The following is a 20,530-nucleotide window of genomic DNA, read 5'->3' on the forward strand; positions in this document are numbered from 1 at the left end:
CTTTTAGCTTTTAGCTATTGGCTGATGATAACCCAATAGCGTTTTATTTGAATTTAAAAATTGCTCTGTATAATATTTGGCTGCTCTAGCTGCATCTTCTAACTGCATTTCTAAAGCGATGTTACTTGCTAAAGATGATGACAGCACACAACCACTACCATGTTTTTCGAACACGCTTTTTGCTTTAGGTGCTATATTGGTTTGTACAATGGTATTGTAGTATAACACATCCCATCCTTTTTTGTCGTTTCTATGTCCGCCTTTTAAATAGATATTGGTTTTTTCTGAAATATGTGCAATAGTGTCTTCTAAATTTTTTGCTGGATAAAGTTGCTTAATTTCATCATAATTGGGTGTAATGACGAAACACTTCTCAAAAATTTGGTCTAACACATCTTGATTTTCGGTGGTATGAAAATCAAAACCTGCTGTAGCTTTAATTACTGGATCTAACACTATTTTTATGTTTGCGTTTAATTGATGAAGTGTATTCAATATTGCTAACAATACATTCCAACTTTTTACAATACCTATTTTAACTACTGAAATTTCAAAACGTTCAAATAATGTTTCTATTTGAGAAACAATAGTATCTGTTTCAACCCAAACACAATCTTTAAAGTCAACATCATTTTGAATGGTAATAGCCGTACAAACCGATAATCCATACAAACCATGTGCTTCAAATGTTTTGATATCTGAAGTTAGTCCTGCTCCTCCTGATGGGTCATGACCTGCAATGGTTAGTATGTATTGTTGTGTTTTCAACTATTTTTTGATTTGCTTAAATCTTAAATGATATTCATCAATTTAAAGTCTGAAACAGGATGTTCACTGTTCCAAATGCCTCCTAAAACACCAACACCTTTAAAGCCTAACTTTGTAAACTCATCTAGGTTTTTGGTAGTAACACCTCCCATGCCTACAATGGTTTTATTAATATGATTGACATCAAATCCTCTGCCTTCATATCCTTTTTTTGATATGGATGAAAATACCGGACTCAACAAATGGTAATCAAAATGAATTGGGCAACTTTCTATGTCTTCTGTTTCATGAAAAGAGGAACTTATACTCTTATTTGTTAATATTGAGTAGTTGGTATCGAGTTTTTTTGCATATTGTTGCAAAACAAACGCTTTACTTTGTACTGAATTTTTACTAAAAATACTTCGTCTTTTTGCTTCCTGAAAATGAATGCCTTTTAAATTAAATTCATTTAGTAATTCATGATAATAATGTGTTACGATTTTATCATGATGTTTCTCGTCTATTTGATTTAAGTATTTAGTATGCTCACTATAATCTTTGTTTGGCTTTCTTAAATGATAATATTGCAATCCTTCTTCAAACAATTGATGAAGTATTTCAATTTCATTAATAACATCATGTTCTGGAGCTATAAGTACAACCATGCTTCAACTAACAAATAGTCAATTAGCAATGTATCTCACAAAAATTGCAAGAATACATTGCCAATTGTAAATTGATTATAAGTAAATCTCAGAACCTTTTTCTTTAAACTCTTCTGATTTTTCAGCCATTCCTTTTTGGAAAACTTCGTTGTTCTCGTCAATTTCATTCTCTGCAGCAAAATCACGCACTTCTTGAGAAATTTTCATAGAACAGAATTTTGGTCCACACATAGAACAGAAATGTGCAATTTTTGCGCCTTCTGCTGGTAAGGTTTCATCATGAAACTCACGCGCTTTTTCTGGGTCTAAACCAAGATTAAATTGGTCTTCCCAACGGAATTCAAAACGTGCTTTACTTAACGCATTATCCCTGTGTTGTGCCCCAGGATGTCCTTTTGCTAAATCTGCTGCGTGTGCTGCTAATTTGTAGGTTACCACACCTTCTCGAACATCATCTCTATTTGGTAAACCTAAGTGTTCTTTTGGTGTTACATAACACAATACAGCACAACCATACCAAGCAATCATAGCAGCTCCAATACCAGATGTAATATGATCGTAACCTGGTGCAATATCTGTTGTTAGTGGTCCTAGAGTGTAGAATGGTGCTTCATCACAAGCTTCTAATTGCTTGTCCATATTTTCTTTTATCATATGCATTGGCACGTGACCTGGCCCTTCAATAAAACACTGTACGTCGTGTTTACGAGCTAATGTTGTAAGCTCTCCTAAGGTTTCTAATTCTGCAAATTGAGCTTCATCATTCGCATCTGCAATAGAACCTGGACGTAGACCATCTCCTAAAGAAAAGGCAACATCATATTGTTTTAAGATTTCGCAAATTTCTTCAAAATGTGTGTATAAGAAGTTTTCTTTATGGTGTGCTAAACACCATTTTGCCATAATAGAACCTCCACGTGATACGATACCTGTTACACGTTTAGCCGTCATTGGCACGTAACGTAATAACACACCAGCATGAATTGTAAAATAATCTACACCTTGCTCTGCTTGTTCTATTAAAGTATCTTTAAAAACCTCCCAAGTTAAATCTTCTGCAATACCATTTACTTTTTCTAATGCTTGATAAATTGGTACGGTTCCAATTGGTACTGGAGAGTTTCTAATAATCCATTCACGGGTTTCGTGAATGTTTTTTCCTGTAGATAAATCCATAATGGTATCTGCTCCCCATCTGCAAGCCCAAACTGCCTTTTCTACTTCTTCTTCTATGGATGATGTTGTAGCTGAATTACCAATATTAGCATTAATTTTAACCAAAAAGTTTCTACCTAAAATCATAGGTTCACTTTCTGGGTGGTTAATGTTATTTGGAATAACAGCACGACCTCTGGCTACTTCTGAACGTACAAATTCTGGAGTTATCTTTTTAGGAATTGATGCTCCAAAATCTTCTCCTGCGTGTTGTTTAGCCAACTCAGTCATTTCATCAATTTTTTGATTTTCACGGATTGCAATGTATTCCATTTCTGGAGTGATAACACCTTGTTTTGCGTAATGCAATTGCGTTACGTTTTGTCCTTTTTTGGCACGTAACGGTTTTTTTAGATGCTCAAAACGCAAGTGGTCTAAGCTATTGTTGTTTAAGCGCTCATTACAATATTCTGATGAAAATTGATCTAACTGCTCAACATCGCCTCTATCTTTAATCCAATTTTCTCGAATACGTTCAATACCATTGTGTACGTTTATCTCTTTATTTGGGTCTGTGTAAGGTCCTGAAGTATCATAAACGGTTACTGGCTCGTTAGGCGTTAATTTACCTGTCATCGAATCTTTAGTATCGCTTAATTCAATTTCTCGCATAGCGACATTAATATGTGGATGAATTTCTCCTTTTACATAAATTTTCTTTGAATTAGGGAAGGGTTTTCTAGTAATCATTCCCTGGTTTGGTGCAGTATCCTTTTTTTTCATTCTTTATTGGGTTTTGCCTTAGGCGTTTAAACTGGTATTATATATTTCACTAATGGATAACCAAAAGTTCTGTTTTTTATCCTCCTTGGGTAGCCTGAATGATTAACACATCATCTCCTTCATTCAAAACTTCTTGAGCCCAATTGTCTTTTGAAACTATTGATTGATTAATCGCTATTGCAATACCTTGATTAGGTTGCTTTAAATCCATTAGCAATTGAGCTAAAGATGTAGAAGAAGAAATTTGTTTTGTTTGATTGTTAACGCTAATTGTTATCATTCCGCTTAAATTCTTAAAATGACAACCTTAGGATTATTGTGTTGAAGAAAGTTTTTAAAACCTATATTACTTCTAATAATAACTACTTTTCCCTACGTAAGCTCTAACTTAATCAGGTTCAAAGGGTAACTCTCAGTTAACATTGTTATTCAACAAATTAACACCCCTAAAGTTGTATAGCACAAAGATAGTTAAAAATAAAAAAGTGACCTATGTATTATTTTTAATTAACAGTTTGCTAATCGATATCTGGTTTCTTTCTATTGGCCTTTTTTTCAGAATTGTAACGCTTGTTTTTTAAACGCTTTTTAATAACAGATTTTGGAATTTTTGTAGGAACACGTTCTTTCTCTTCTTTTAAAGCGATTTTTATTAGCTCTAAAAAACGACCAATTACTATTTCTTTATTTTTATGTTGACTACGAGAGTCATCACATTGTAGTATTAAAATACTTCCTTTGGTTAATCTATTCTTAAGTTTTTCAGTAATGGTATTTTTCTGAATATCGTCCAATGCTACAGAAGCTAAAACATCAAAGCTTAATTCTACTTTCGAAGATACCTTATTTACATGCTGACCTCCAGCTCCAGAACTTCTTACTGCTTTAAATTTTAGTTCTTTTAGTAAATTATCTTCGTCGAACATTGTTAATTTTGGTGTGCTGGTTTTAGTAAATCATTCACAGTTTTTACAGGATTGAACGTTTCTACAGGAACTTCAACAAAGATGGAATTCCAATGTGCCATACTCCCATTCCATAATCCTGGAAGTTCAAGTGCTTGTATATCTATCCCATTTTGTGTTTTCATGGTAATAAAAGCGGCTTCAGGATCTACGTAATCTAGTAAATTAAACTTTTCTCCTTTATAATTTTTCACACCACAAACCAAATCAGTAGGATTAAAATGAGTTGCTTTGTAAACAATGGATTGCTGTTGACGTTTTGTGAAATCTATCTGAGCAAACTCTACTATCTGTAAAGAAATCTCACCATTTTTATGTTCTACCCAAAATGGACCACCTCCAGGCTCTCCTTCATTTTTAACCATTCCGCAAACTCTTATAGGACGATTTAGCTTTTCACGTAAATAGCTTACCTTCCGCTCAAAACTAAAACTTCCAAAATCTGGATTAACATCTATATTTAGTTGCTTTCTTAAAAAATAAGCCATAGCAGTAATATCTGCTTCATTAATCTCTCCTCCATCAAGTTGATGTAAGTATTCAAAAACTTGCTTTTGCTTGTGTAATAAAACACCCGCAAGTAGTTTTTTGTATTTCGCATCAACTTCATTCTTTTGTCTTACAATGATGTTATCTATATTTTTTATAAAAATAACATCACTATCAAGATCGTTTAAGTTTTCTAATAATGCACCATGTCCTCCAGGTCTGAATAAAATTGAGCCATCTTCATTTCTAAAAACTTTTTCATCTTTAGTTAATGCCAAAGTCTCTGTAGCTTCTTTTTGGTATGAAAATGAGACATGAAAAGCTACTTCTAGTGCTCCCTCTAATTTAGACTTTACCTTTTCCAATTCCTTCTTAAAATAAGGTTGGTGCTTTTCTGAAACAGTAAAGTGAAGTGCAGCCTTTTTCTTTGAAGATGCGTACAAAGAGGATTCGAACAGATGCTCCTCAAAAGCAGTGACATACTTACCATTATACTTATGAAATGGCAATAACCCCTTAGGGAAAAAGCTGTAGTTTAATTGATCTTCACTAAGCATCATATTTACAAACTGCAAATACCTTTCCTCATTACTTAAATCTGAATAATTTGGAACTTGTGCTTTTATGCAATGCATTACCTCATCATAAAAAGGGAATTCCCCCAATCGCGATGTAAATGTCTCAATTAAATCATCCCCATATTTTTCAAGATATTTTTTTATACTATCTCTAGATGGATTAAAACGCTTTAAAAATTGAAATAAAAACTTAAACATACGTGTTGCTGCCCCTGAGGCTGGTACAAACTTCACAATATCTAATCCTTCTTTTTCTTTTAAATAAAAGTCTATAAAATCATTAGTTTGTTCGCTATCATAAGCATGAATCCCACGTCCAATCGTTGCTGCAGACAACAAATTAGAATGTGTCATTCCGTTTTTTAAACGCTCAACCTGAGCATTTACTTGATCGATAGAAATCCCTTTATCTTCAATTTGTTTTATGTCTTTATTCGTAAACATCACGTAGTTTTGTCTTATTAATTCATCTTTAAAAGCACTAAATATTGCTTTTATATTGTTGGTTTATTTTTTTTAACAACAACTTCTCCAACAGGGTGGTTAATATAAGTTAAAAATGTAAACTGAAAGCGTTTTCTATATCACATTGTTCTTTTAAAACTAAAAAAATACAATAGTCCTCTTTAAAATATCATCGCTTTGACAATGTGTTTAAAAACGATTCATCTTCCTCAAAAGCAGTGCCAACAACAACCAGATCTGCTCCTGCCGCAAAAGCATCGTTCAACTGCGTTTTAGTTTTAATACCACCTCCAACAATTAAAGGGATCTTTACCTCTTTTTTTACTCTTTTAATAATTTCCTTTGGAATGGGGTAACTTGCTCCACTTCCAGCTTCTAAATACATCAATTGCATTCCTAATAACTGCCCTGCCTTTGCAGTATCAACAATAGTTTGCAAATTCTCTCTTGATATAGCTTCTGTTTGAGTTACTCTGGATACCGCTGTTTTTACACCTCCATCAATTAATATATATCCCGTAGGTATTACTTCTAGAGTAGTCTCTCTCAATTTAGAAACTGCCTCAACATGCTTTCCTATTAAATAATCAGCATTTCTCCCAGACAATAACGACAAAAACAACAAGGCATTCGCCGAATTAGTGATTTGAGTAACATCTCCTGGAAATAAAATAATCGGTAAATCGGTAAATGTTTTTATTTTATGAACCAAAGCCTCAGTAGCATCTGCATCTACTATACTGCCACCAACAAAAATATGGGTAGCAATAGAGTTATTTACTTTTTCAATGAAACCTCCAGTATTTTTCAATTCAAATTTATCTGGATCAATTAACACAGCAAATAATTGTTCTCCTTTTTCTTTAGCCTTTAATATATTTTGGTAAACATTCATTATGCAATAGCGTAAGCACAGGTAAAACCTTCAAACTCAAGAAACTCAATATTATATCGCTTTTTAACACTATTATAATCAATCCAAGCAACTGTTTCAGCATCAGTAATATTAAATGGAATGACAAGACAATGCGCTTTAAAACTTAATCCAGGTGTGCAAAACAACTTGTATAACGATTCTTTTACACACCAAATTATGGTTAATTTTTTGATATAATCTTCATCTACTTCTTTTAAATAGGAAAACTCATAATCCACAAACTTATGAGCTATTATCGAAATTTTATCGCGTTGTTTCTCCACATCTATCCCTACAATAAAATCGCTAATAATAACCGCAGAAAAATTAAAGGAATGTGTTATAGAAATTTGCTTACCATCTGTTAGGTGTGGTTTCCCAAATTCATCATAAAACAAATCTTTATCAGAATACCCAAATTCTTGCAACAACCATCTTACACTTAAAAATCCCCTTTGGTGCAATTCACTTTTCATCCCTAAAACACGCTCAAGGGAATTGGGTTTTAAATTTACACGTGCCATCAGCGCATCAAAAGACTCGGTAATCTTCCAGATTTTAACAGTAGTTTGTGAATTTGGACTAATAGTTTTGTAAAGTGGCATTTAGTATTCTAAAACTTAATAGTTATCTTTGCAACGCCTAAGACGAGTTACATAATTGGGTAGGCGAATTTAACCAAATTATAGGCCAATCCCAATCAACTTTAGGTTTAAAATAAAAGAAAAAAGTTACTATGAGCACAAAAACAATTCCTTACGTTGCAAACAAAGTAAAAGACATCACTTTAGCAGATTGGGGTAGAAAAGAAATAGAATTAGCAGAGGCAGAAATGCCAGGCTTAATGAGTCTTCGTGAAGAATATAAAGATTCCCAGCCTTTAAAAGGGGCAAGAATTGCTGGTTGTTTACACATGACTATACAGACTGCTGTTTTAATTGAAACACTACAAGCACTGGGTGCAGAAGTTACTTGGAGTTCTTGTAATATCTTTTCAACACAGGATCAAGCTGCTGCCGCTATTGCCGCTGCAGGCACTGCTGTATACGCTTGGAAAGACATGACCGAAGAAGAGTTTGATTGGTGTATTGAGCAAACCTTATTTTTTGGAGAAGATAGACAGCCTCTTAATATGATTTTAGATGATGGTGGTGATTTAACCAATATGGTTTTAGATAAATACCCAGAACTAGTTCCAGGAATTAAAGGCTTGAGTGAAGAAACCACAACTGGTGTACATAGATTATATGAACGTGTAAAAAACAGCACATTACCATTACCAGCTATAAATGTAAATGATTCTGTTACGAAATCTAAATTCGATAACAAGTACGGCTGTAAAGAAAGTGCTGTTGATGCTATACGTCGCGCTACTGATGTAATGCTTGCTGGGAAACGTGTGGTAGTTTGTGGTTATGGCGATGTTGGTAAAGGTACTGCAGCATCATTTAGAGGTGCAGGAAGTATTGTAACTGTTACTGAAATTGATCCTATTTGTGCATTACAAGCTGCAATGGATGGTTTTGAAGTTAAAAAACTGGAAACTGTTGCCCCTGTAGCAGATATAGTAATTACTACTACTGGGAACAAAGACATTGTTCAAGCACAACATTTTAAAGCTTTAAAAGACAAAGCTATTGTGTGTAATATTGGACATTTTGATAATGAAATTGATATGGCTTGGTTAAACGAAAACCATGGACATACAAAAAACACCATTAAGCCTCAAGTTGATAAATATACCGTGAACGGAAAGGATATCATCATTCTTGCTGAAGGCAGATTAGTAAATCTTGGTTGTGCAACTGGGCATCCAAGTTTTGTAATGAGTAACTCATTCACTAATCAAACATTAGCTCAAATTGAACTTTGGAACAATAGTGACAAGTACGAAAATGATGTATACATGTTACCAAAGCATTTAGATGAAAAAGTAGCAAAACTACACTTAGCTAAAATTGGTGTTGAGCTTACCGAACTTAGAGAAGAGCAGGCTGAATATATTGGTGTAAAAGTTGAAGGGCCTTTTAAGCCTGAGTATTACAGATACTAATATAGATTTATTAGATTACTAGATATTTAGAAATCCCAAGCAGTAATGTTTGGGATTTTTTTATTGACATCTACTTTAAATTAATGAACTCGTGAGTATAAAAATTTTACCTGTCACTGCTGTTGGGTCGGGAACCCCGATATAAAACTTGTGCTCAGCACAGACAAAGCATTCATTCCTTAATGTATAAAAAATCGTTAAAATCTAAAATAGAGGTAGCTGTTTTTTATCTTTGTTTGCCTAAAGAATTATCATTCCTTACTTAGGTAGGAATCCACATAAGACACATATATTAAACAACAAGATTCCTGCCTTCGCAGGAATGACAATAGTTACTATGAAATACACAACACTACCACATACCGATATAAAAGTTAGTAAAATATGCTTGGGGTCTATGACCTGGGGTAACCAAAATACAGAAGCTGAAGGCCACGAGCAACTTGACTATGCTTTTGATAAAGGTGTAAACTTTATTGATACGGCAGAATTATATCCCGTACCGGCAACCCCAGAAACCCAGGGAAAAACCAGTGAGATTATAGGCACATGGCTTAAGAAAACTGGGTTTAGGGACAAGGTAGTATTAGCGACAAAAATTGCTGGTCCTGGAGATTACACAGCGCATATCCGCAAAACAGGGTTTAGTCCGCAGTCTATAAAAGAAGCGGTAGATGCTGAGTTAAAACGTTTACAAACAGATTATATAGACCTCTACCAATTGCATTGGCCAGAGCGCGAAACAAACACATTTGGGGTAAGAGACTATAAGCACAACCCTAGTGATGCTTGGGAAGATAATTTTAAAACCGTATTGGAAACTTTAAACGAGCAGGTTAAAGCTGGGAAAATTAGGCACATAGGCTTATCTAATGAAAAAGCTTGGGGCACCATGCGCTATCTAGAAGAAAGCAAGAGTAATAATTTGCCAAGGCCTATTACTATACAAAACCCTTACTCTATGTTATGCAGAACTTTTGAAGGGGATTTGGCAGAGGTATCTTTAAGAGAAAATATTGGGCTATTAGCATACTCACCAATGGCATTTGGTGTACTTTCAGGAAAGTATATCACAGGCAACGTAGCAGACAATGCACGTTTAAAATTGTTTCCAAACTTTGCAAGATACAGTGGTACGCAATCTACAGAAGCCACTAAACGTTATTTAGAAATTGCAGAGAACAACGGATTAACACTAGCACAAATGGCATTGGCATTTGTAAACCTACGCCCATTTGTAACTGCAAATATCATAGGTGCCACCACTATGAAACAACTTAAAGAGAATATTGATAGTATTACTATAGATTTAAGTGAAGATATCCTATCGCAAATAAATGATGTGCATGGTGCTATTCCTAATCCTGCGCCTTGATAACTAAGAAGAATTCAATTCATGAAGAAATTTGAAGAAGTTATTCGTTCAAAGTCTTTAAATCTAAACGAGGATAATTCATATAGTGGAAGTTTTAGAGACTATTTTAATTCTAGATTGGATGAATATTTAGATTTGATATCATTGTTGGATGTCTCCACTATAGACTTTAAGAAGCATAAATCAACTAATAGAGGGATCAATTTAAATCAAACAGATTTGGTTGAAGGCTTAAAAGAAACTATTGCATATTACTATGATGGAAATCCAGCAAAAGCTTATAATAGGTTAAAAAAAGCTATAGATCAAAGGTTAAAAAGGTATAGGGGACTACTCAAAATTGGGGAATACTCTTTGGGTGAGGATTTTTATAGAATTAGAATTACAAAGGGGAATTCAAGCTATAATTCGAAAAATTTTTTTCATATACCATTTGATTTGAGAGGTAAGGTTTCTACACAAAGATTCAGTATCCCTGGTTTTCCTTCTTTATACCTTGGTAGAACTGCTTATGTCTGCTGGGAAGAATTGAATAGACCAAATTTGAGCGATTTTCATGTTGTTCGTTTAGAGTCTATTGAAAAGATAAAGTTTATTGATTTAGCACCACCTTACTTAAATTCTAATATCAACGATATTGAATACTATAAGTATTTAATGACATGGCCATTAATTTTTGCTTGCACGATTAAGGTTAAACATCCAGACGAAGTTTTTAAGCCAGAGTATGTTATTCCCCAGCTATTGCTGCAATGGACAAGGCAAGAAAAAGAAATAGATGGAATTAGATATTGGTCGACTCACATCCAACACAGCCCTTTGAGTTTTAAAGGTGAACTCTACAATATTGTTTTACCTGTTAAAGAAAATTTGACTGAGGGACTATGCCCTCAATTAACAAATATCTTTGAAGCCACAGAAGTTGTTTCATGGCAAAGCATAGAACTAGCTACTGGAGGGCAGACATATTTGTATTCAGATAAAGAGAATGAAAAAATTGATAAGAAAATGGAATATTTGGAACTGATTAAGGGAACAAAATATCCTTATAGTAGTTCTGTTTTTGGTAATATAGAGAGACAACTTTCATTCTTACCGTCTAAACGGATTAGTTCTTAAAAAGTTAACTTAAAATGCATATTACTTAAATTTATGAACGTAATATTTCCACGTTAGGGATTGAACGGCATGTTTTAAATCCCCGACACAGGAGGGATTGAGTAGTGAAAGCCTGCCTAATGGCAGGCAGGCCCGACCCGAGAACTAAAGTTTCATGAAACTTTCTAAAGTATCATCGAGGGGAACGCCAAAAAACAAAAAACCCGCAAACTTTAAAAGTAGCGGGTTTTTTAATTATTTAATTTGATTACCATCTTTATCGAAAAAATGGTACTCTAGATATGTGTAAGCATCTCGGGGTAAAACTTTAACCCATTTTTTGTGTTCTAAAAACCATTTAGAACGTACAGATGGAAAGCCTTTGGTTAAAAAGGCTGCTATAAAAGGATGTGTGTTTAAGGTCACCTTCTTATAGTCTTTTTTAAATAGTCTTTCAAGATCTTGGTTAATTTTTTGCACTATACTTATTGGTGCTTCAACCTCTGCGCCATTTAAACCGTTGGGGTTTTCCTCTCGGGTTTTTATATTCATTTCTGGGCGCGTGCGTTGTCTTGTTATTTGTATCAAACCAAATTTACTTGGTGGCAGTATTTTGTGTTTTGCTCTGTCGTCCTTCATTTCTTCTCGAAGATGGTTAAAGAGCTTCTGCCTGTTTTCGGTTTTAGTCATGTCAATAAAATCCACCACTATAATACCACCCATATCGCGTAAGCGCAATTGGCGTGCAATTTCAGTAGCTGAAATTAAATTAACTTCTAAAGCAGTTTCCTCTTGGTTGTTCGATTTATTAGATCTGTTACCGCTGTTTACATCTATAACATGAAGGGCTTCGGTATGTTCTATCACCAAATAGGCACCTTTTGTCATGGAAACGGTTTTTCCAAATGAGGTTTTTATCTGTCGCTCTATCCCGAACTTTTCGAAAATAGGGACACGATTTTGATACAGTTTTACTATTGATTCTTTCTTTGGTGCAATTTCTTGCAAATACTCTTTAATTTGGTAGTACAATGTTTCGTCATCAACTGTTATTCCTGTAAAGGTGTCGTTAAATATGTCTCGTAGAATAGACGAGGCTTTATTCATTTCTCCTAATACTTTACTGGGATGATGGGCTTTGTACAGTTTTTTACACATTGCATTCCATCGCTGGAGCAAATTTTGTAAATCTTTGTCTAATTCGGCTACTTTTTTGCCTTGTGCTACAGTACGAACAATAATACCAAAACCTTGCGGTGTGATACTTTTTACCAAACGTTTTAAACGATCTTTTTCTTCGCGAGAGTCTATTTTCTGTGAAATAGAGATGCGATTGGAAAAAGGCATTAAAACAATATATCTACCGGCTATAGACAACTCTGATGTTATTCTTGGGCCTTTTGTAGATATTGGTTCTTTTACTACTTGTACTAATAGCGATTGATTGGATTTTAAGACGTCGGCTATTTTGCCATCTTTCTCAATATCCTTTTCAAATGGGAAGTTTTTTAAAGAAAAATCTTTTAGTTTACCTGTGCTTACACGTTTTGTGAATTTTAAAAGAGAAGGCAATTTAGGACCTAAATCATGATAGTGTAAAAATGCATCTTTATCATAGCCTACATTTACAAATGCTGCATTTAGTCCTGGAACAGTTTTTCGTATTTTGGCAATAAACACGTCGCCAACCGAAAAATTGTTGTCATCTTCATCCTTTTGTAATTCAATAAGTTTTCCATCTTTTAATAAGGCAAAATCAACAGCTTCTGAATTAGATCGAATAATCAATTCTTTATCCATTGTGTTAATTTTAATTTCGCCATTGGCGAAATGGATTAAACTTTATTTTTTATGACCTGATAGATAACATTTTTTAATCTGTCAGGTCGAATACCTTAATGTTATTTAGAACAATTCGTTTCTAAATATTTCTAAGGTATTTCACAGGATTTTAATCCGTGGAGTTCAAATACATCTGTTAGATGCTAAAAAAATGTTGAACTCATTTCAAAGAACTTTGTTGTGTTTTTAAATAAAAAAAGTAGTTGTCTAACTACTTTTCTATTTATTTTTTCTTTTTGTGACGGTTAGCGCGTCTACGTTTTTTTCGCTTATGCGTCGCTACCTTATGTCTCTTGCGTTTTTTACCACTTGGCATAAATAGTGTCTTTTAAATTAATGATTTATTTTAAATGCTTTTTACTTAACTTCTACGTTAGTTTTAACACCCTCAACAAAAACTTTTGCAGGCTTAAATGCTGGTATGTTGTGAGCTGGTATTTTTATAGTAGTATTTTTAGAAATGTTTCTTCCAGTTTTTTCTGCTCTCGTTTTAATTATGAAACTTCCAAAACCTCTTAAATACACATTGTCACCACTTTCTAAAGATGTTTTTACTTCTTCCATGAAAGATTCTACAGTTGCTTGTACATCTCCTTTTTCAATTCCTAGCTTCTCAGAAATCTTTGCTACTAAATCAGCCTTTGTCATTTTTCAGTCTTTTTAATATTTGGGTTTATAAATTTTATAAAGGGATGCAAATATATGCATTTAAAATTCAATAAATCAAACCTAATTCACTAAAATTTAAGATTATAAACGTTTATTTTAGCACTTGGTAGAAAATAAAAGCATGTCGTTTTCAAATATTTTAATCAACTGGTATTCAGATAATAAGAGGAATTTACCTTGGCGAAAAACTAAAGATCCATATTTTATTTGGCTTTCAGAGATTATTTTACAGCAAACACAAGTTAAGCAAGGGTTACCATATTACGAAGCTTTTGTATCTCAATTCCCTACTGTTTTCGACCTTGCTAAAGCTGAAGAGAGCGAAGTACTAAAACTATGGCAGGGACTTGGTTATTACTCCCGTGCAAGAAACTTACATTTTACTGCCAAGTATATTGTTGATGAACTTAACGGCGAATTTCCCAATACTTATAAAGGTCTTTTACAATTAAAAGGTGTTGGCGATTATACAGCAAGTGCCATTGCATCAATTTGTTTTGATGAACCAGCTGCTGTGGTAGATGGTAATGTGTACCGTGTGCTATCTCGTTATTTTGGAATTAACACTCCTATAAATTCTACTGCTGGCATTAAAGCATTTAAAGCTTTAGCTCAAGAACTAATCCCTAAAAAAGATCCTGCTACGTTTAACCAAGCCATAATGGAATTTGGTGCTACACAATGCCGTCCTAAAAACCCCGATTGCATGTTTTGTCCGTTTCAAGATACATGTGTAGCATATAACAAAGGAATGATTGATACCCTACCCGTAAAGTTAAAAAAGCTAAAAGTAAAGCAACGCTATTTTAATTTTTTAGTATTTCTGTCTGAAGACAAACAAACCATTTTGGAAAAACGAGAAGGCAAAGGCATTTGGCAAAACCTATATCAGTTTCCTTTAATTGAAACAGAACAGCATCTTGAATATGATGCGTTTTTGAAATTGGTTAAAAAACAGCCAAATTTAAAAAATAAAGCTTTTGAATTGCACCAATATAATAATGTACCCAAAGTACATAAATTGTCACATCAACATTTAAATACTACCTTTTGGACTATTACTATGGATACTGTTGAAAATGGAATTCCTTTTGAAAAGATAACTGAATATCCTGTACCTATTTTGATTGGAAAGTTTATTGAGGGGTTTGGGGGCTTTTAGCTAAGTTTTTTGCAATACGTTCATTTATAATGCAGAACAGTATTTAAAAATTAGCACATTATCGATATACATCTTTTCCTTCAATTCATTAAAGGCTTTAAAAAACTCTTCGTTAACAGATTCTAATTCGCTGTCATAATGTTTTTCAATTAAAGAATTCAAATTCATCTTTATTTTTTTAAGATCTGCTTTCATACTAAAATCAACAATAGAGATATTACAATTTTCAGCTATTCTATAATCGATTCCTTCTTCTTGGAATTTTTTACCCCAATTAAATTATAAACTCTTTCATTTTCAATTAATAAAATCTTGTCTCCAACTCCAAATTGTTTTTTTTCAAACAATTTTACATCTATTATTTTTTCGGGACTAAACTTTATTCTATTTCTTGGTAGAAAAAAGTCTAATTCAAAACTTTCAGATAAATTCAAACTATGAACTTCTGTGTATATGTAAGGTGTATTATGGAATTCTCTGGAAAAATAATTCAAAAATGATTCTTTGTCACTTTTAAAACCATCTGAATATGTATAATGATAAACATAACCCCTTATTTTTTCATTTCCATTTTGTAATTCTATTTTATATCTAAAAGCTAATCCAGCATCTGCATATGAATTTATACTTAGAATTAATAAAAAAGTTAGAATTAATAATTGTCTCATCTAATAATTTGATAACTATTTTACCACAACGTAATTAACACAATTGCGTTCATCATCAAATATAAACAAATCTTTAGTTCAAAATTAGCTTTAATTTTAGGCTTGTGCAGAAAGTAAAAAACGTTCATCTTTTTTTAAATAGCTAGCAAATAGGTCCGCGTTAGGGATTGCAGCGGCATCCTTTTTTGAGGCACGAGAAAAAGATATAGCGGAAAGCCTGCCCCACAAGGGAACGCCCAAAAAACAAATACATATTAGAATATTCTTATTTTTTTATTAATTTTAGAACTATGAAGTTTGAATGTCTATTTTTGCATTCTCTAAAAATTTAAAATTATGGCTGGTTCGTTAAATAAAGTAATGTTGATTGGGAATTTAGGTGATGATGTGAAGATGCATTATTTTGAAGGTGGTGGTTGTGTTGGACGATTCCCATTAGCTACGAGCGAGACCTACATGAGCAAACAAACCAATGAGCGTATTACCAATACGGAGTGGCATAATATTGTAGTGCGCAATAAAGGCGCAGAAATTTGTGAAAAATATTTAAGCAAAGGCGATAAAGTTTATATTGAAGGCCGTATAAAAACAAGAAAATGGACTGACGACAAAGGTAACGACAGGTATTCTACCGAAATACAATGTATTGATTTTACGTTTTTAAGCACCAAAAAGGACAGCGAAATGAATGCGGCTGCTAATAGTAATCCTGTACCCACTGCAAATACTACAGGAAACGAATCTACATCTAGTAACCCATCAACAGATGATAACGACGATCTTCCTTTTTAATTCAAGTATAACTAAAACCAAAGTCCTTGGATCCTGAACCCCCGAGTTTATTATTTTTAATGTTAACAATTGATTTTTCAATTGTCTCTGGTTTTATATTGCTATTCGTGCTTTTATGCTGTTCTGCTTTAATTTCGGGAGCTGAAGTCGCACTGTTTTCTCTTTCAAGAACTGATATAGATAAGCACACAGAAACAGAAAGCAAACCGTTTAAAATTATTTTACAGTTATTAGAACGCCCTAAAAAGTTGCTCGCTACTATTCTGGTAGCCAATAACTTTATCAATATTGCTGTAGTACTGTTATTCGATTATCTTGGAGATTTTATGTTTAGGGATATTACCGCTGAAATTGATTTTTATTTTTTTAAGGCAGATTTGGTATTCTTTATTAAAGTAATAGTAATCACATTTTTAATATTACTTTTTGGAGAGATTTTACCCAAAATATACGCTAGTAGAAACAATCTAAAGTTTGCTAGTATCATGGCATATCCTTTAAAAGTATTAGATGTGTTATTGTCTCCTATTAGCTTACCAATGCGCAGTACAACTTTGGGTATCCATAAACGATTGGGGAAACAAAAGTCCAACTTAAGTGTCGATCAGTTATCGCAAGCTTTAGAGTTGACAGATCATGGAGACACCTCAAAAGAAGAAAAGAAAATTTTACAAGGCATTGTATCTTTTGGAAACACCGACACTAAACAGGTAATGCGTCCTCGTATAGATATTTTCGCCCTAAATATTGAGCAAAAATATGCGGAGATCATCCCCGAAATTACAAAGCAAGGCTATTCGAGAATCCCTGTTTATGAGGAAAACATAGACCAAATTAAAGGCATTCTATATATAAAAGATTTACTACCGTATATTGAAAGAAAACAATTTGATTGGACAAGTTTACTTAGAGAGCCGTTTTTTGTTCCTGAGAATAAAAAACTTGATGATTTAATGGCAGAATTTCAAGAGAAAAAAGTACACTTGGCAGTTGTTGTTGACGAATATGGTGGCACTTCTGGTTTAATTTCTCTGGAGGATATTATAGAAGAAATTGTTGGCGATATAAGCGATGAGTTTGATGATGAAGACATAAACTATTCTAAACTAGATGACAAAAACTATGTATTTGAAGGTAAAACTGCTCTGAAGGATTTTTACAAAGTAATTAAGCTTGAAGACGATACTATTTTTGAAGATGAAAAAGGGGAGGCAGAAACCATTGCTGGTTTTGTTTTAGAAATTTCAGGTAGCTTTCCTAAGTTGCAGTCTAAAATATTTTTCAGGGATTACGTTTTTACTATTGAAGCCATGGATAAAAAAAGAATAAAACGTGTAAAAGTTACCATTAACTAATATGAAATTTAGAGCTGTACTTATATTCATTTTTACTTTAATACTCTCTTCTTGCGGGGATGAAGATTACATTCCAAAACCTAAAGCATATTTAAGATTGGATTATCCTAAAACATCATATAACATGCAAAAATTACCTGAAATACCCTTGGCTTTTGAACTAAGTAGTTTAATTGATGATGTGAAGGTTAAGCCACTTAAAAGCACTACAAAAAGCTACGGTGTAAATTTGGAATATACCGCTTTAAAAGCAACTATTTTTTTAACGTATAAGGCCATAGAAAATAATGAGCAAAACTTATACGATTACTTGAGAGACGCACAAAAATTAACGCTAGAACACACAAAAAAAGCAGATGAGATACCACGTTACCCTTACGAGAACTATCAAAATAAGGTATATGGTATGTTATCTGAAGTAAAAGGTAATGCAGCATCGCCTGTGCAGTTTTACGTAACTGATAGTACAAAACATTTTTTAACAGGTTCATTGTATTTTAAAACCAAACCCAATTACGATTCTATCTTACCAGCCGCTAACTACTTGAAAAAAGACATTCAGCGTATTATGGAAAGTATACAATGGCAAAGTAACTAGGGGTTTACCTCTATTGAAAAGATTGAATTAGATAATAACTCTTCAGAACTAACTCAATAAAAAAGCTTCCCATCTCTGAGAAGCTTCAATTTATCAACACTTAATTATTTAAATCTGAGGACTTTGTTTTTTTAACTATTCGTTGGAAAATGCATCAACATTTTTCATATCAACAACCTTGTAGATATCTGCAACACTGGTTACCGTACTTTCTAGAGCAGTTGGGCTTACTTTTGCTTCATCGTATTCTACCATAGCCAATTCTTTTTCAAAATCAACCTTAGCAAATTTTACACCTTCCATCTTAGCAATTTTCTTTTCAATGGTAGCTGCACAACCTACGGCGCAAGTCATACCCTTAACTGTAAATTCGGCTTTAGCATAGGTGGCGTTAGGGTCTAATGTTTTTTCTGAAGCCGTATCCACATCCACAGTCTTTACTTCAGGTTGCTTTTCATTTTTACAGCTTACCACTAAAAAAGCAACTAAAAGGGCTCCATAAATATATTTTGAGATGTTCATCACATTAAGTTTTTAAATTATGTTACAAAATTACTAATTAATGCCATTTATTGCCTTAAAAACTTGATTTTTGTGTTTTAAAAAATAAGTATCGCTTGTTATGAATGTAAATTCCCTAAAATGGGTATATTTAATAGTACTTTCCATTATCTGGGGCAGTTCTTTTATTCTTATAAAAAAAGGGTTAATTGGCCTAACACCAGTACAACTAGGCGCTATTCGAATCATTTTTACGTCATTTTTCTTATTTATTGTTGGTTTTAAACGTGTGCAGCACATAAAATTAAAGGAATGGAAATGGGTTATTTTAACTGGGCTTTTAGGCACATTTTTTCCAGCTTTTTTATTTGCATTTGCTGAAACTGAAATTGATAGTTCCATTGCTTCCATACTAAATTCATTAGTACCCTTAAATACTATCATATTAGGGTTTTTTATTTTTAAGATAACATCTACTAAACGGCAAGTTTTAGGTGTATTTATAGGGTTAATAGGTACATTACTTTTGGTTTTAAATGGGGCTTCTATAAACCCAGATCAAAATTACCTGTATGTTATACTTATAATAATCGCTACCTTTATGTATGCTGCCAGTGTAAATATTTTAAAAAGATATCTGCAACATGTAAATGCACTCACGATTGCTGTTGGTAATTTTGCAGTTATCCTGATACCTGCTCTTGTAATTTTAATTTGCTCTGGGTTTTTTAAAGCAGACGTTTTATCTGCTCCAAGTTTAAAGCCAGCATTGTTTTATATGCTGTTACTATCCTTATTTGGCACTGCAATAGCCAAAGTAATTTTTAATAAGCTAGTACATATTGCCACACCCGTATTTGCTTCTTCCGTAACTTATTTAATGACAATTATTGCTGTGTTTTGGGGTATTTTAGATGGTGAGCACTTTGGATTTTTACAAGCCATAGCTACTTTAATTATCTTAATTGGCGTGTATTTAGCCCATAAGCGCAAATAATAACTTATACATTTATTTGACTGTAAATTATTAAAAGTCGTTTTTTTTCACGAACTTTAAGTGATTTGAAAAAGTTAAACAAACCAATCTATTTTGAACAGTAACATTTTCTATTTACTGGTGCATCTCAATTTTAGAACAACTAAAAATTTAACTTTTTATGAAAAATTTAATCCTTCCCATTCGTTTTGGCCTAGTAACTAGTGCTGTGTTAATTGCTTATTTCTTGGTGCTTTCACTTTTTAACAAGCATACAAACCCTGCTTTTAGTTTGGTTAATGCAGCAATTACACTCTTAGGCATTTATGAAGCCATTAAAATTAGTAAACTTCAATACCCTTCTACATTCTCTTACGGCGAAGGCTTTAAAACTGGTATAGTAACGGGGGCAGTTGCCACCATAGTATTTACATTTTTTTTCCTTTTGTACGCTACCGAAATTAATGCAGATTTTTTACCCAGTTTGTTAGAAAGTATGAATTGGGGCTTTAAATCGCACATAGGGCTTATTGTGTTTATAGTTGCCATCATGGGGTTTTCTACATCCCTTGTATCAGCACTTACAGTGATGCAACTTTTTAAAAAGAGCAATAATTACGTTGAAAGTAAGTAAAACGTTTGTAGATTAATTAATTAGAATTATATTTGCACCCG

Annotated in this window: 22 protein-coding genes and 1 riboswitch; of the genes, 9 read left to right on the top strand and 13 right to left on the bottom strand. The window is 33.2% G+C overall.

The features are described from left to right. Positions 1-3 precede the first annotated feature (3 nt). From JS605_RS02565 to JS605_RS02600, 8 genes are all read right to left on the bottom strand, one after another. On the bottom strand, positions 4-768 hold the full coding sequence (locus tag JS605_RS02565) for a hydroxymethylpyrimidine/phosphomethylpyrimidine kinase (protein ID WP_203256112.1): 765 nt from the start codon (positions 766-768) through the stop codon (positions 4-6). Positions 769-791: 23 nt separating this feature from the next. Beyond that, positions 792-1,415, bottom strand: a complete 624-nt coding sequence (locus JS605_RS02570; RefSeq protein ID WP_203256113.1) for a thiamine phosphate synthase — start codon at positions 1,413-1,415, stop codon at positions 792-794. Positions 1,416-1,490: 75 nt separating this feature from the next. After that, positions 1,491-3,353: a phosphomethylpyrimidine synthase ThiC gene (gene thiC, locus JS605_RS02575; protein WP_203256114.1), complete on the bottom strand. Its 1,863-nt coding sequence runs from the start codon at positions 3,351-3,353 to the stop codon at positions 1,491-1,493. 76 nt (positions 3,354-3,429) lie between these two features. Beyond that, the gene (thiS, locus tag JS605_RS02580) at positions 3,430-3,633 is read right to left on the bottom strand and encodes a sulfur carrier protein ThiS (RefSeq protein WP_203256115.1); all 204 of its coding nucleotides are present in this window, start codon (positions 3,631-3,633) and stop codon (positions 3,430-3,432) included. Between the two features lie 72 nt (positions 3,634-3,705). After that, positions 3,706-3,811: riboswitch (TPP riboswitch) on the bottom strand. Between the two features lie 60 nt (positions 3,812-3,871). Then, a complete protein-coding gene (arfB, locus tag JS605_RS02585) occupies positions 3,872-4,279 on the bottom strand; it encodes an alternative ribosome rescue aminoacyl-tRNA hydrolase ArfB (RefSeq protein ID WP_203256116.1) in 408 nt (135 codons plus the stop codon). A 2-nt stretch (positions 4,280-4,281) separates the two neighbouring features. Further along, positions 4,282-5,829, bottom strand: a complete 1,548-nt coding sequence (locus JS605_RS02590; RefSeq protein WP_203256117.1) for a DUF4301 family protein — start codon at positions 5,827-5,829, stop codon at positions 4,282-4,284. A gap of 190 nt (positions 5,830-6,019) precedes the next feature. Then, positions 6,020-6,745: a geranylgeranylglyceryl/heptaprenylglyceryl phosphate synthase gene (locus JS605_RS02595; RefSeq protein ID WP_203256118.1), complete on the bottom strand. Its 726-nt coding sequence runs from the start codon at positions 6,743-6,745 to the stop codon at positions 6,020-6,022. Further along, positions 6,745-7,371: a 4'-phosphopantetheinyl transferase family protein gene (locus JS605_RS02600; protein WP_203256119.1), complete on the bottom strand. Its 627-nt coding sequence runs from the start codon at positions 7,369-7,371 to the stop codon at positions 6,745-6,747. Before JS605_RS02600 ends, JS605_RS02595 begins: the two co-directional genes overlap by 1 nt. Positions 7,372-7,502: 131 nt before the next feature. Here JS605_RS02600 and ahcY point away from each other — a divergent pair, with 131 nt between their 5' ends. The 3 genes from ahcY (at position 7,503) to JS605_RS02615 (ending at position 11,313) form a co-directional block, all read left to right on the top strand. Continuing rightward, the gene (gene ahcY / locus JS605_RS02605) at positions 7,503-8,819 is read left to right on the top strand and encodes an adenosylhomocysteinase (protein ID WP_203256120.1); all 1,317 of its coding nucleotides are present in this window, start codon (positions 7,503-7,505) and stop codon (positions 8,817-8,819) included. 337 nt (positions 8,820-9,156) lie between these two features. Beyond that, positions 9,157-10,194 (top strand): NADP(H)-dependent aldo-keto reductase, encoded by a 1,038-nt coding sequence (locus tag JS605_RS02610; RefSeq protein WP_203256121.1) that lies wholly within the window; start codon positions 9,157-9,159, stop codon positions 10,192-10,194. Between the two features lie 21 nt (positions 10,195-10,215). Continuing rightward, positions 10,216-11,313: an RES domain-containing protein gene (locus tag JS605_RS02615; RefSeq protein WP_203256122.1), complete on the top strand. Its 1,098-nt coding sequence runs from the start codon at positions 10,216-10,218 to the stop codon at positions 11,311-11,313. Positions 11,314-11,547: 234 nt separating this feature from the next. On the opposite strand, the gene JS605_RS02620 is transcribed toward JS605_RS02615, so the two are convergent. Both JS605_RS02620 and JS605_RS02625 read right to left on the bottom strand, forming a co-directional pair. Continuing rightward, positions 11,548-13,092 carry an Rne/Rng family ribonuclease gene (locus JS605_RS02620; RefSeq protein ID WP_203256123.1) on the bottom strand — a complete coding sequence of 515 codons (1,545 nt, stop codon included), beginning with the start codon at positions 13,090-13,092 and terminating at the stop codon, positions 11,548-11,550. A gap of 399 nt (positions 13,093-13,491) precedes the next feature. Further along, positions 13,492-13,782, bottom strand: coding sequence for an HU family DNA-binding protein (locus JS605_RS02625; protein WP_116039361.1), 291 nt, complete (start codon positions 13,780-13,782; stop codon positions 13,492-13,494). Positions 13,783-13,924: 142 nt separating this feature from the next. Here JS605_RS02625 and mutY point away from each other — a divergent pair, with 142 nt between their 5' ends. After that, positions 13,925-14,965 (top strand): A/G-specific adenine glycosylase, encoded by a 1,041-nt coding sequence (gene mutY / locus JS605_RS02630; RefSeq protein ID WP_203256124.1) that lies wholly within the window; start codon positions 13,925-13,927, stop codon positions 14,963-14,965. 24 nt (positions 14,966-14,989) lie between these two features. Here mutY and JS605_RS02635 read toward each other — a convergent pair whose 3' ends face one another. Both JS605_RS02635 and JS605_RS02640 read right to left on the bottom strand, forming a co-directional pair. Next, positions 14,990-15,133: a hypothetical protein gene (locus JS605_RS02635; RefSeq protein WP_203256125.1), complete on the bottom strand. Its 144-nt coding sequence runs from the start codon at positions 15,131-15,133 to the stop codon at positions 14,990-14,992. Positions 15,134-15,195: 62 nt separating this feature from the next. Then, a complete protein-coding gene (locus tag JS605_RS02640; protein ID WP_203256126.1) occupies positions 15,196-15,633 on the bottom strand; it encodes a hypothetical protein in 438 nt (145 codons plus the stop codon). Positions 15,634-15,969: 336 nt separating this feature from the next. Between JS605_RS02640 and JS605_RS02645 the strand changes: the two genes are divergently transcribed. The 3 genes from JS605_RS02645 to gldD are packed head-to-tail and all read left to right on the top strand — an operon-like array spanning position 15,970 to position 18,378. Beyond that, a complete protein-coding gene (locus tag JS605_RS02645; RefSeq protein ID WP_203256127.1) occupies positions 15,970-16,425 on the top strand; it encodes a single-stranded DNA-binding protein in 456 nt (151 codons plus the stop codon). A gap of 26 nt (positions 16,426-16,451) precedes the next feature. Then, positions 16,452-17,780, top strand: coding sequence for a gliding motility-associated protein GldE (locus JS605_RS02650; RefSeq protein ID WP_203256128.1), 1,329 nt, complete (start codon positions 16,452-16,454; stop codon positions 17,778-17,780). Between the two features lies 1 nt (position 17,781). Beyond that, positions 17,782-18,378, top strand: coding sequence for a gliding motility lipoprotein GldD (gene gldD, locus JS605_RS02655; RefSeq protein WP_203256129.1), 597 nt, complete (start codon positions 17,782-17,784; stop codon positions 18,376-18,378). 135 nt (positions 18,379-18,513) lie between these two features. On the opposite strand, the gene JS605_RS02660 is transcribed toward gldD, so the two are convergent. Further along, on the bottom strand, positions 18,514-18,900 hold the full coding sequence (locus tag JS605_RS02660; protein WP_203256130.1) for a heavy-metal-associated domain-containing protein: 387 nt from the start codon (positions 18,898-18,900) through the stop codon (positions 18,514-18,516). A 100-nt stretch (positions 18,901-19,000) separates the two neighbouring features. On the opposite strand from JS605_RS02660, the gene JS605_RS02665 reads away from it, so the two are divergent. Further along, positions 19,001-19,876 carry a DMT family transporter gene (locus JS605_RS02665; protein ID WP_203256131.1) on the top strand — a complete coding sequence of 292 codons (876 nt, stop codon included), beginning with the start codon at positions 19,001-19,003 and terminating at the stop codon, positions 19,874-19,876. A 160-nt stretch (positions 19,877-20,036) separates the two neighbouring features. Beyond that, entirely contained in the window at positions 20,037-20,489 is a 453-nt protein-coding gene (locus tag JS605_RS02670) for a DUF4199 domain-containing protein (protein ID WP_203256132.1), read from the top strand. Positions 20,490-20,530: the final 41 nt, after the last annotated feature.

Source organism: Hyunsoonleella ulvae, assembly GCF_016827605.1.
In the GTDB taxonomy this organism is placed as follows: domain Bacteria; phylum Bacteroidota; class Bacteroidia; order Flavobacteriales; family Flavobacteriaceae; genus Jejuia; species Jejuia ulvae.

Bases quoted from the DNA above. Each gene is read 5' to 3' on its own strand.
- JS605_RS02640 (WP_203256126.1), bottom strand. From the start codon at position 15,633: ATGAGACAATTATTAATTCTAACTTTTTTATTAATTCTAAGTATAAAT.
- JS605_RS02625 (WP_116039361.1), bottom strand. From the start codon at position 13,782: ATGACAAAGGCTGATTTAGTAGCAAAGATTTCTGAGAAGCTAGGAATT.
- JS605_RS02615 (WP_203256122.1), top strand. From the start codon at position 10,216: ATGAAGAAATTTGAAGAAGTTATTCGTTCAAAGTCTTTAAATCTAAAC.
- JS605_RS02600 (WP_203256119.1), bottom strand. From the start codon at position 7,371: ATGCCACTTTACAAAACTATTAGTCCAAATTCACAAACTACTGTTAAA.
- JS605_RS02665 (WP_203256131.1), top strand. From the start codon at position 19,001: ATGAATGTAAATTCCCTAAAATGGGTATATTTAATAGTACTTTCCATT.
- mutY (WP_203256124.1), top strand. From the start codon at position 13,925: ATGTCGTTTTCAAATATTTTAATCAACTGGTATTCAGATAATAAGAGG.
- thiC (WP_203256114.1), bottom strand. From the start codon at position 3,353: ATGAAAAAAAAGGATACTGCACCAAACCAGGGAATGATTACTAGAAAA.
- JS605_RS02610 (WP_203256121.1), top strand. From the start codon at position 9,157: ATGAAATACACAACACTACCACATACCGATATAAAAGTTAGTAAAATA.
- JS605_RS02635 (WP_203256125.1), bottom strand. From the start codon at position 15,133: ATGAATTTGAATTCTTTAATTGAAAAACATTATGACAGCGAATTAGAA.
- arfB (WP_203256116.1), bottom strand. From the start codon at position 4,279: ATGTTCGACGAAGATAATTTACTAAAAGAACTAAAATTTAAAGCAGTA.
- JS605_RS02590 (WP_203256117.1), bottom strand. From the start codon at position 5,829: ATGTTTACGAATAAAGACATAAAACAAATTGAAGATAAAGGGATTTCT.
- JS605_RS02570 (WP_203256113.1), bottom strand. From the start codon at position 1,415: ATGGTTGTACTTATAGCTCCAGAACATGATGTTATTAATGAAATTGAA.
- JS605_RS02620 (WP_203256123.1), bottom strand. From the start codon at position 13,092: ATGGATAAAGAATTGATTATTCGATCTAATTCAGAAGCTGTTGATTTT.
- ahcY (WP_203256120.1), top strand. From the start codon at position 7,503: ATGAGCACAAAAACAATTCCTTACGTTGCAAACAAAGTAAAAGACATC.
- JS605_RS02670 (WP_203256132.1), top strand. From the start codon at position 20,037: ATGAAAAATTTAATCCTTCCCATTCGTTTTGGCCTAGTAACTAGTGCT.
- gldD (WP_203256129.1), top strand. From the start codon at position 17,782: ATGAAATTTAGAGCTGTACTTATATTCATTTTTACTTTAATACTCTCT.
- JS605_RS02660 (WP_203256130.1), bottom strand. From the start codon at position 18,900: ATGAACATCTCAAAATATATTTATGGAGCCCTTTTAGTTGCTTTTTTA.
- JS605_RS02645 (WP_203256127.1), top strand. From the start codon at position 15,970: ATGGCTGGTTCGTTAAATAAAGTAATGTTGATTGGGAATTTAGGTGAT.
- thiS (WP_203256115.1), bottom strand. From the start codon at position 3,633: ATGATAACAATTAGCGTTAACAATCAAACAAAACAAATTTCTTCTTCT.
- JS605_RS02595 (WP_203256118.1), bottom strand. From the start codon at position 6,745: ATGAATGTTTACCAAAATATATTAAAGGCTAAAGAAAAAGGAGAACAA.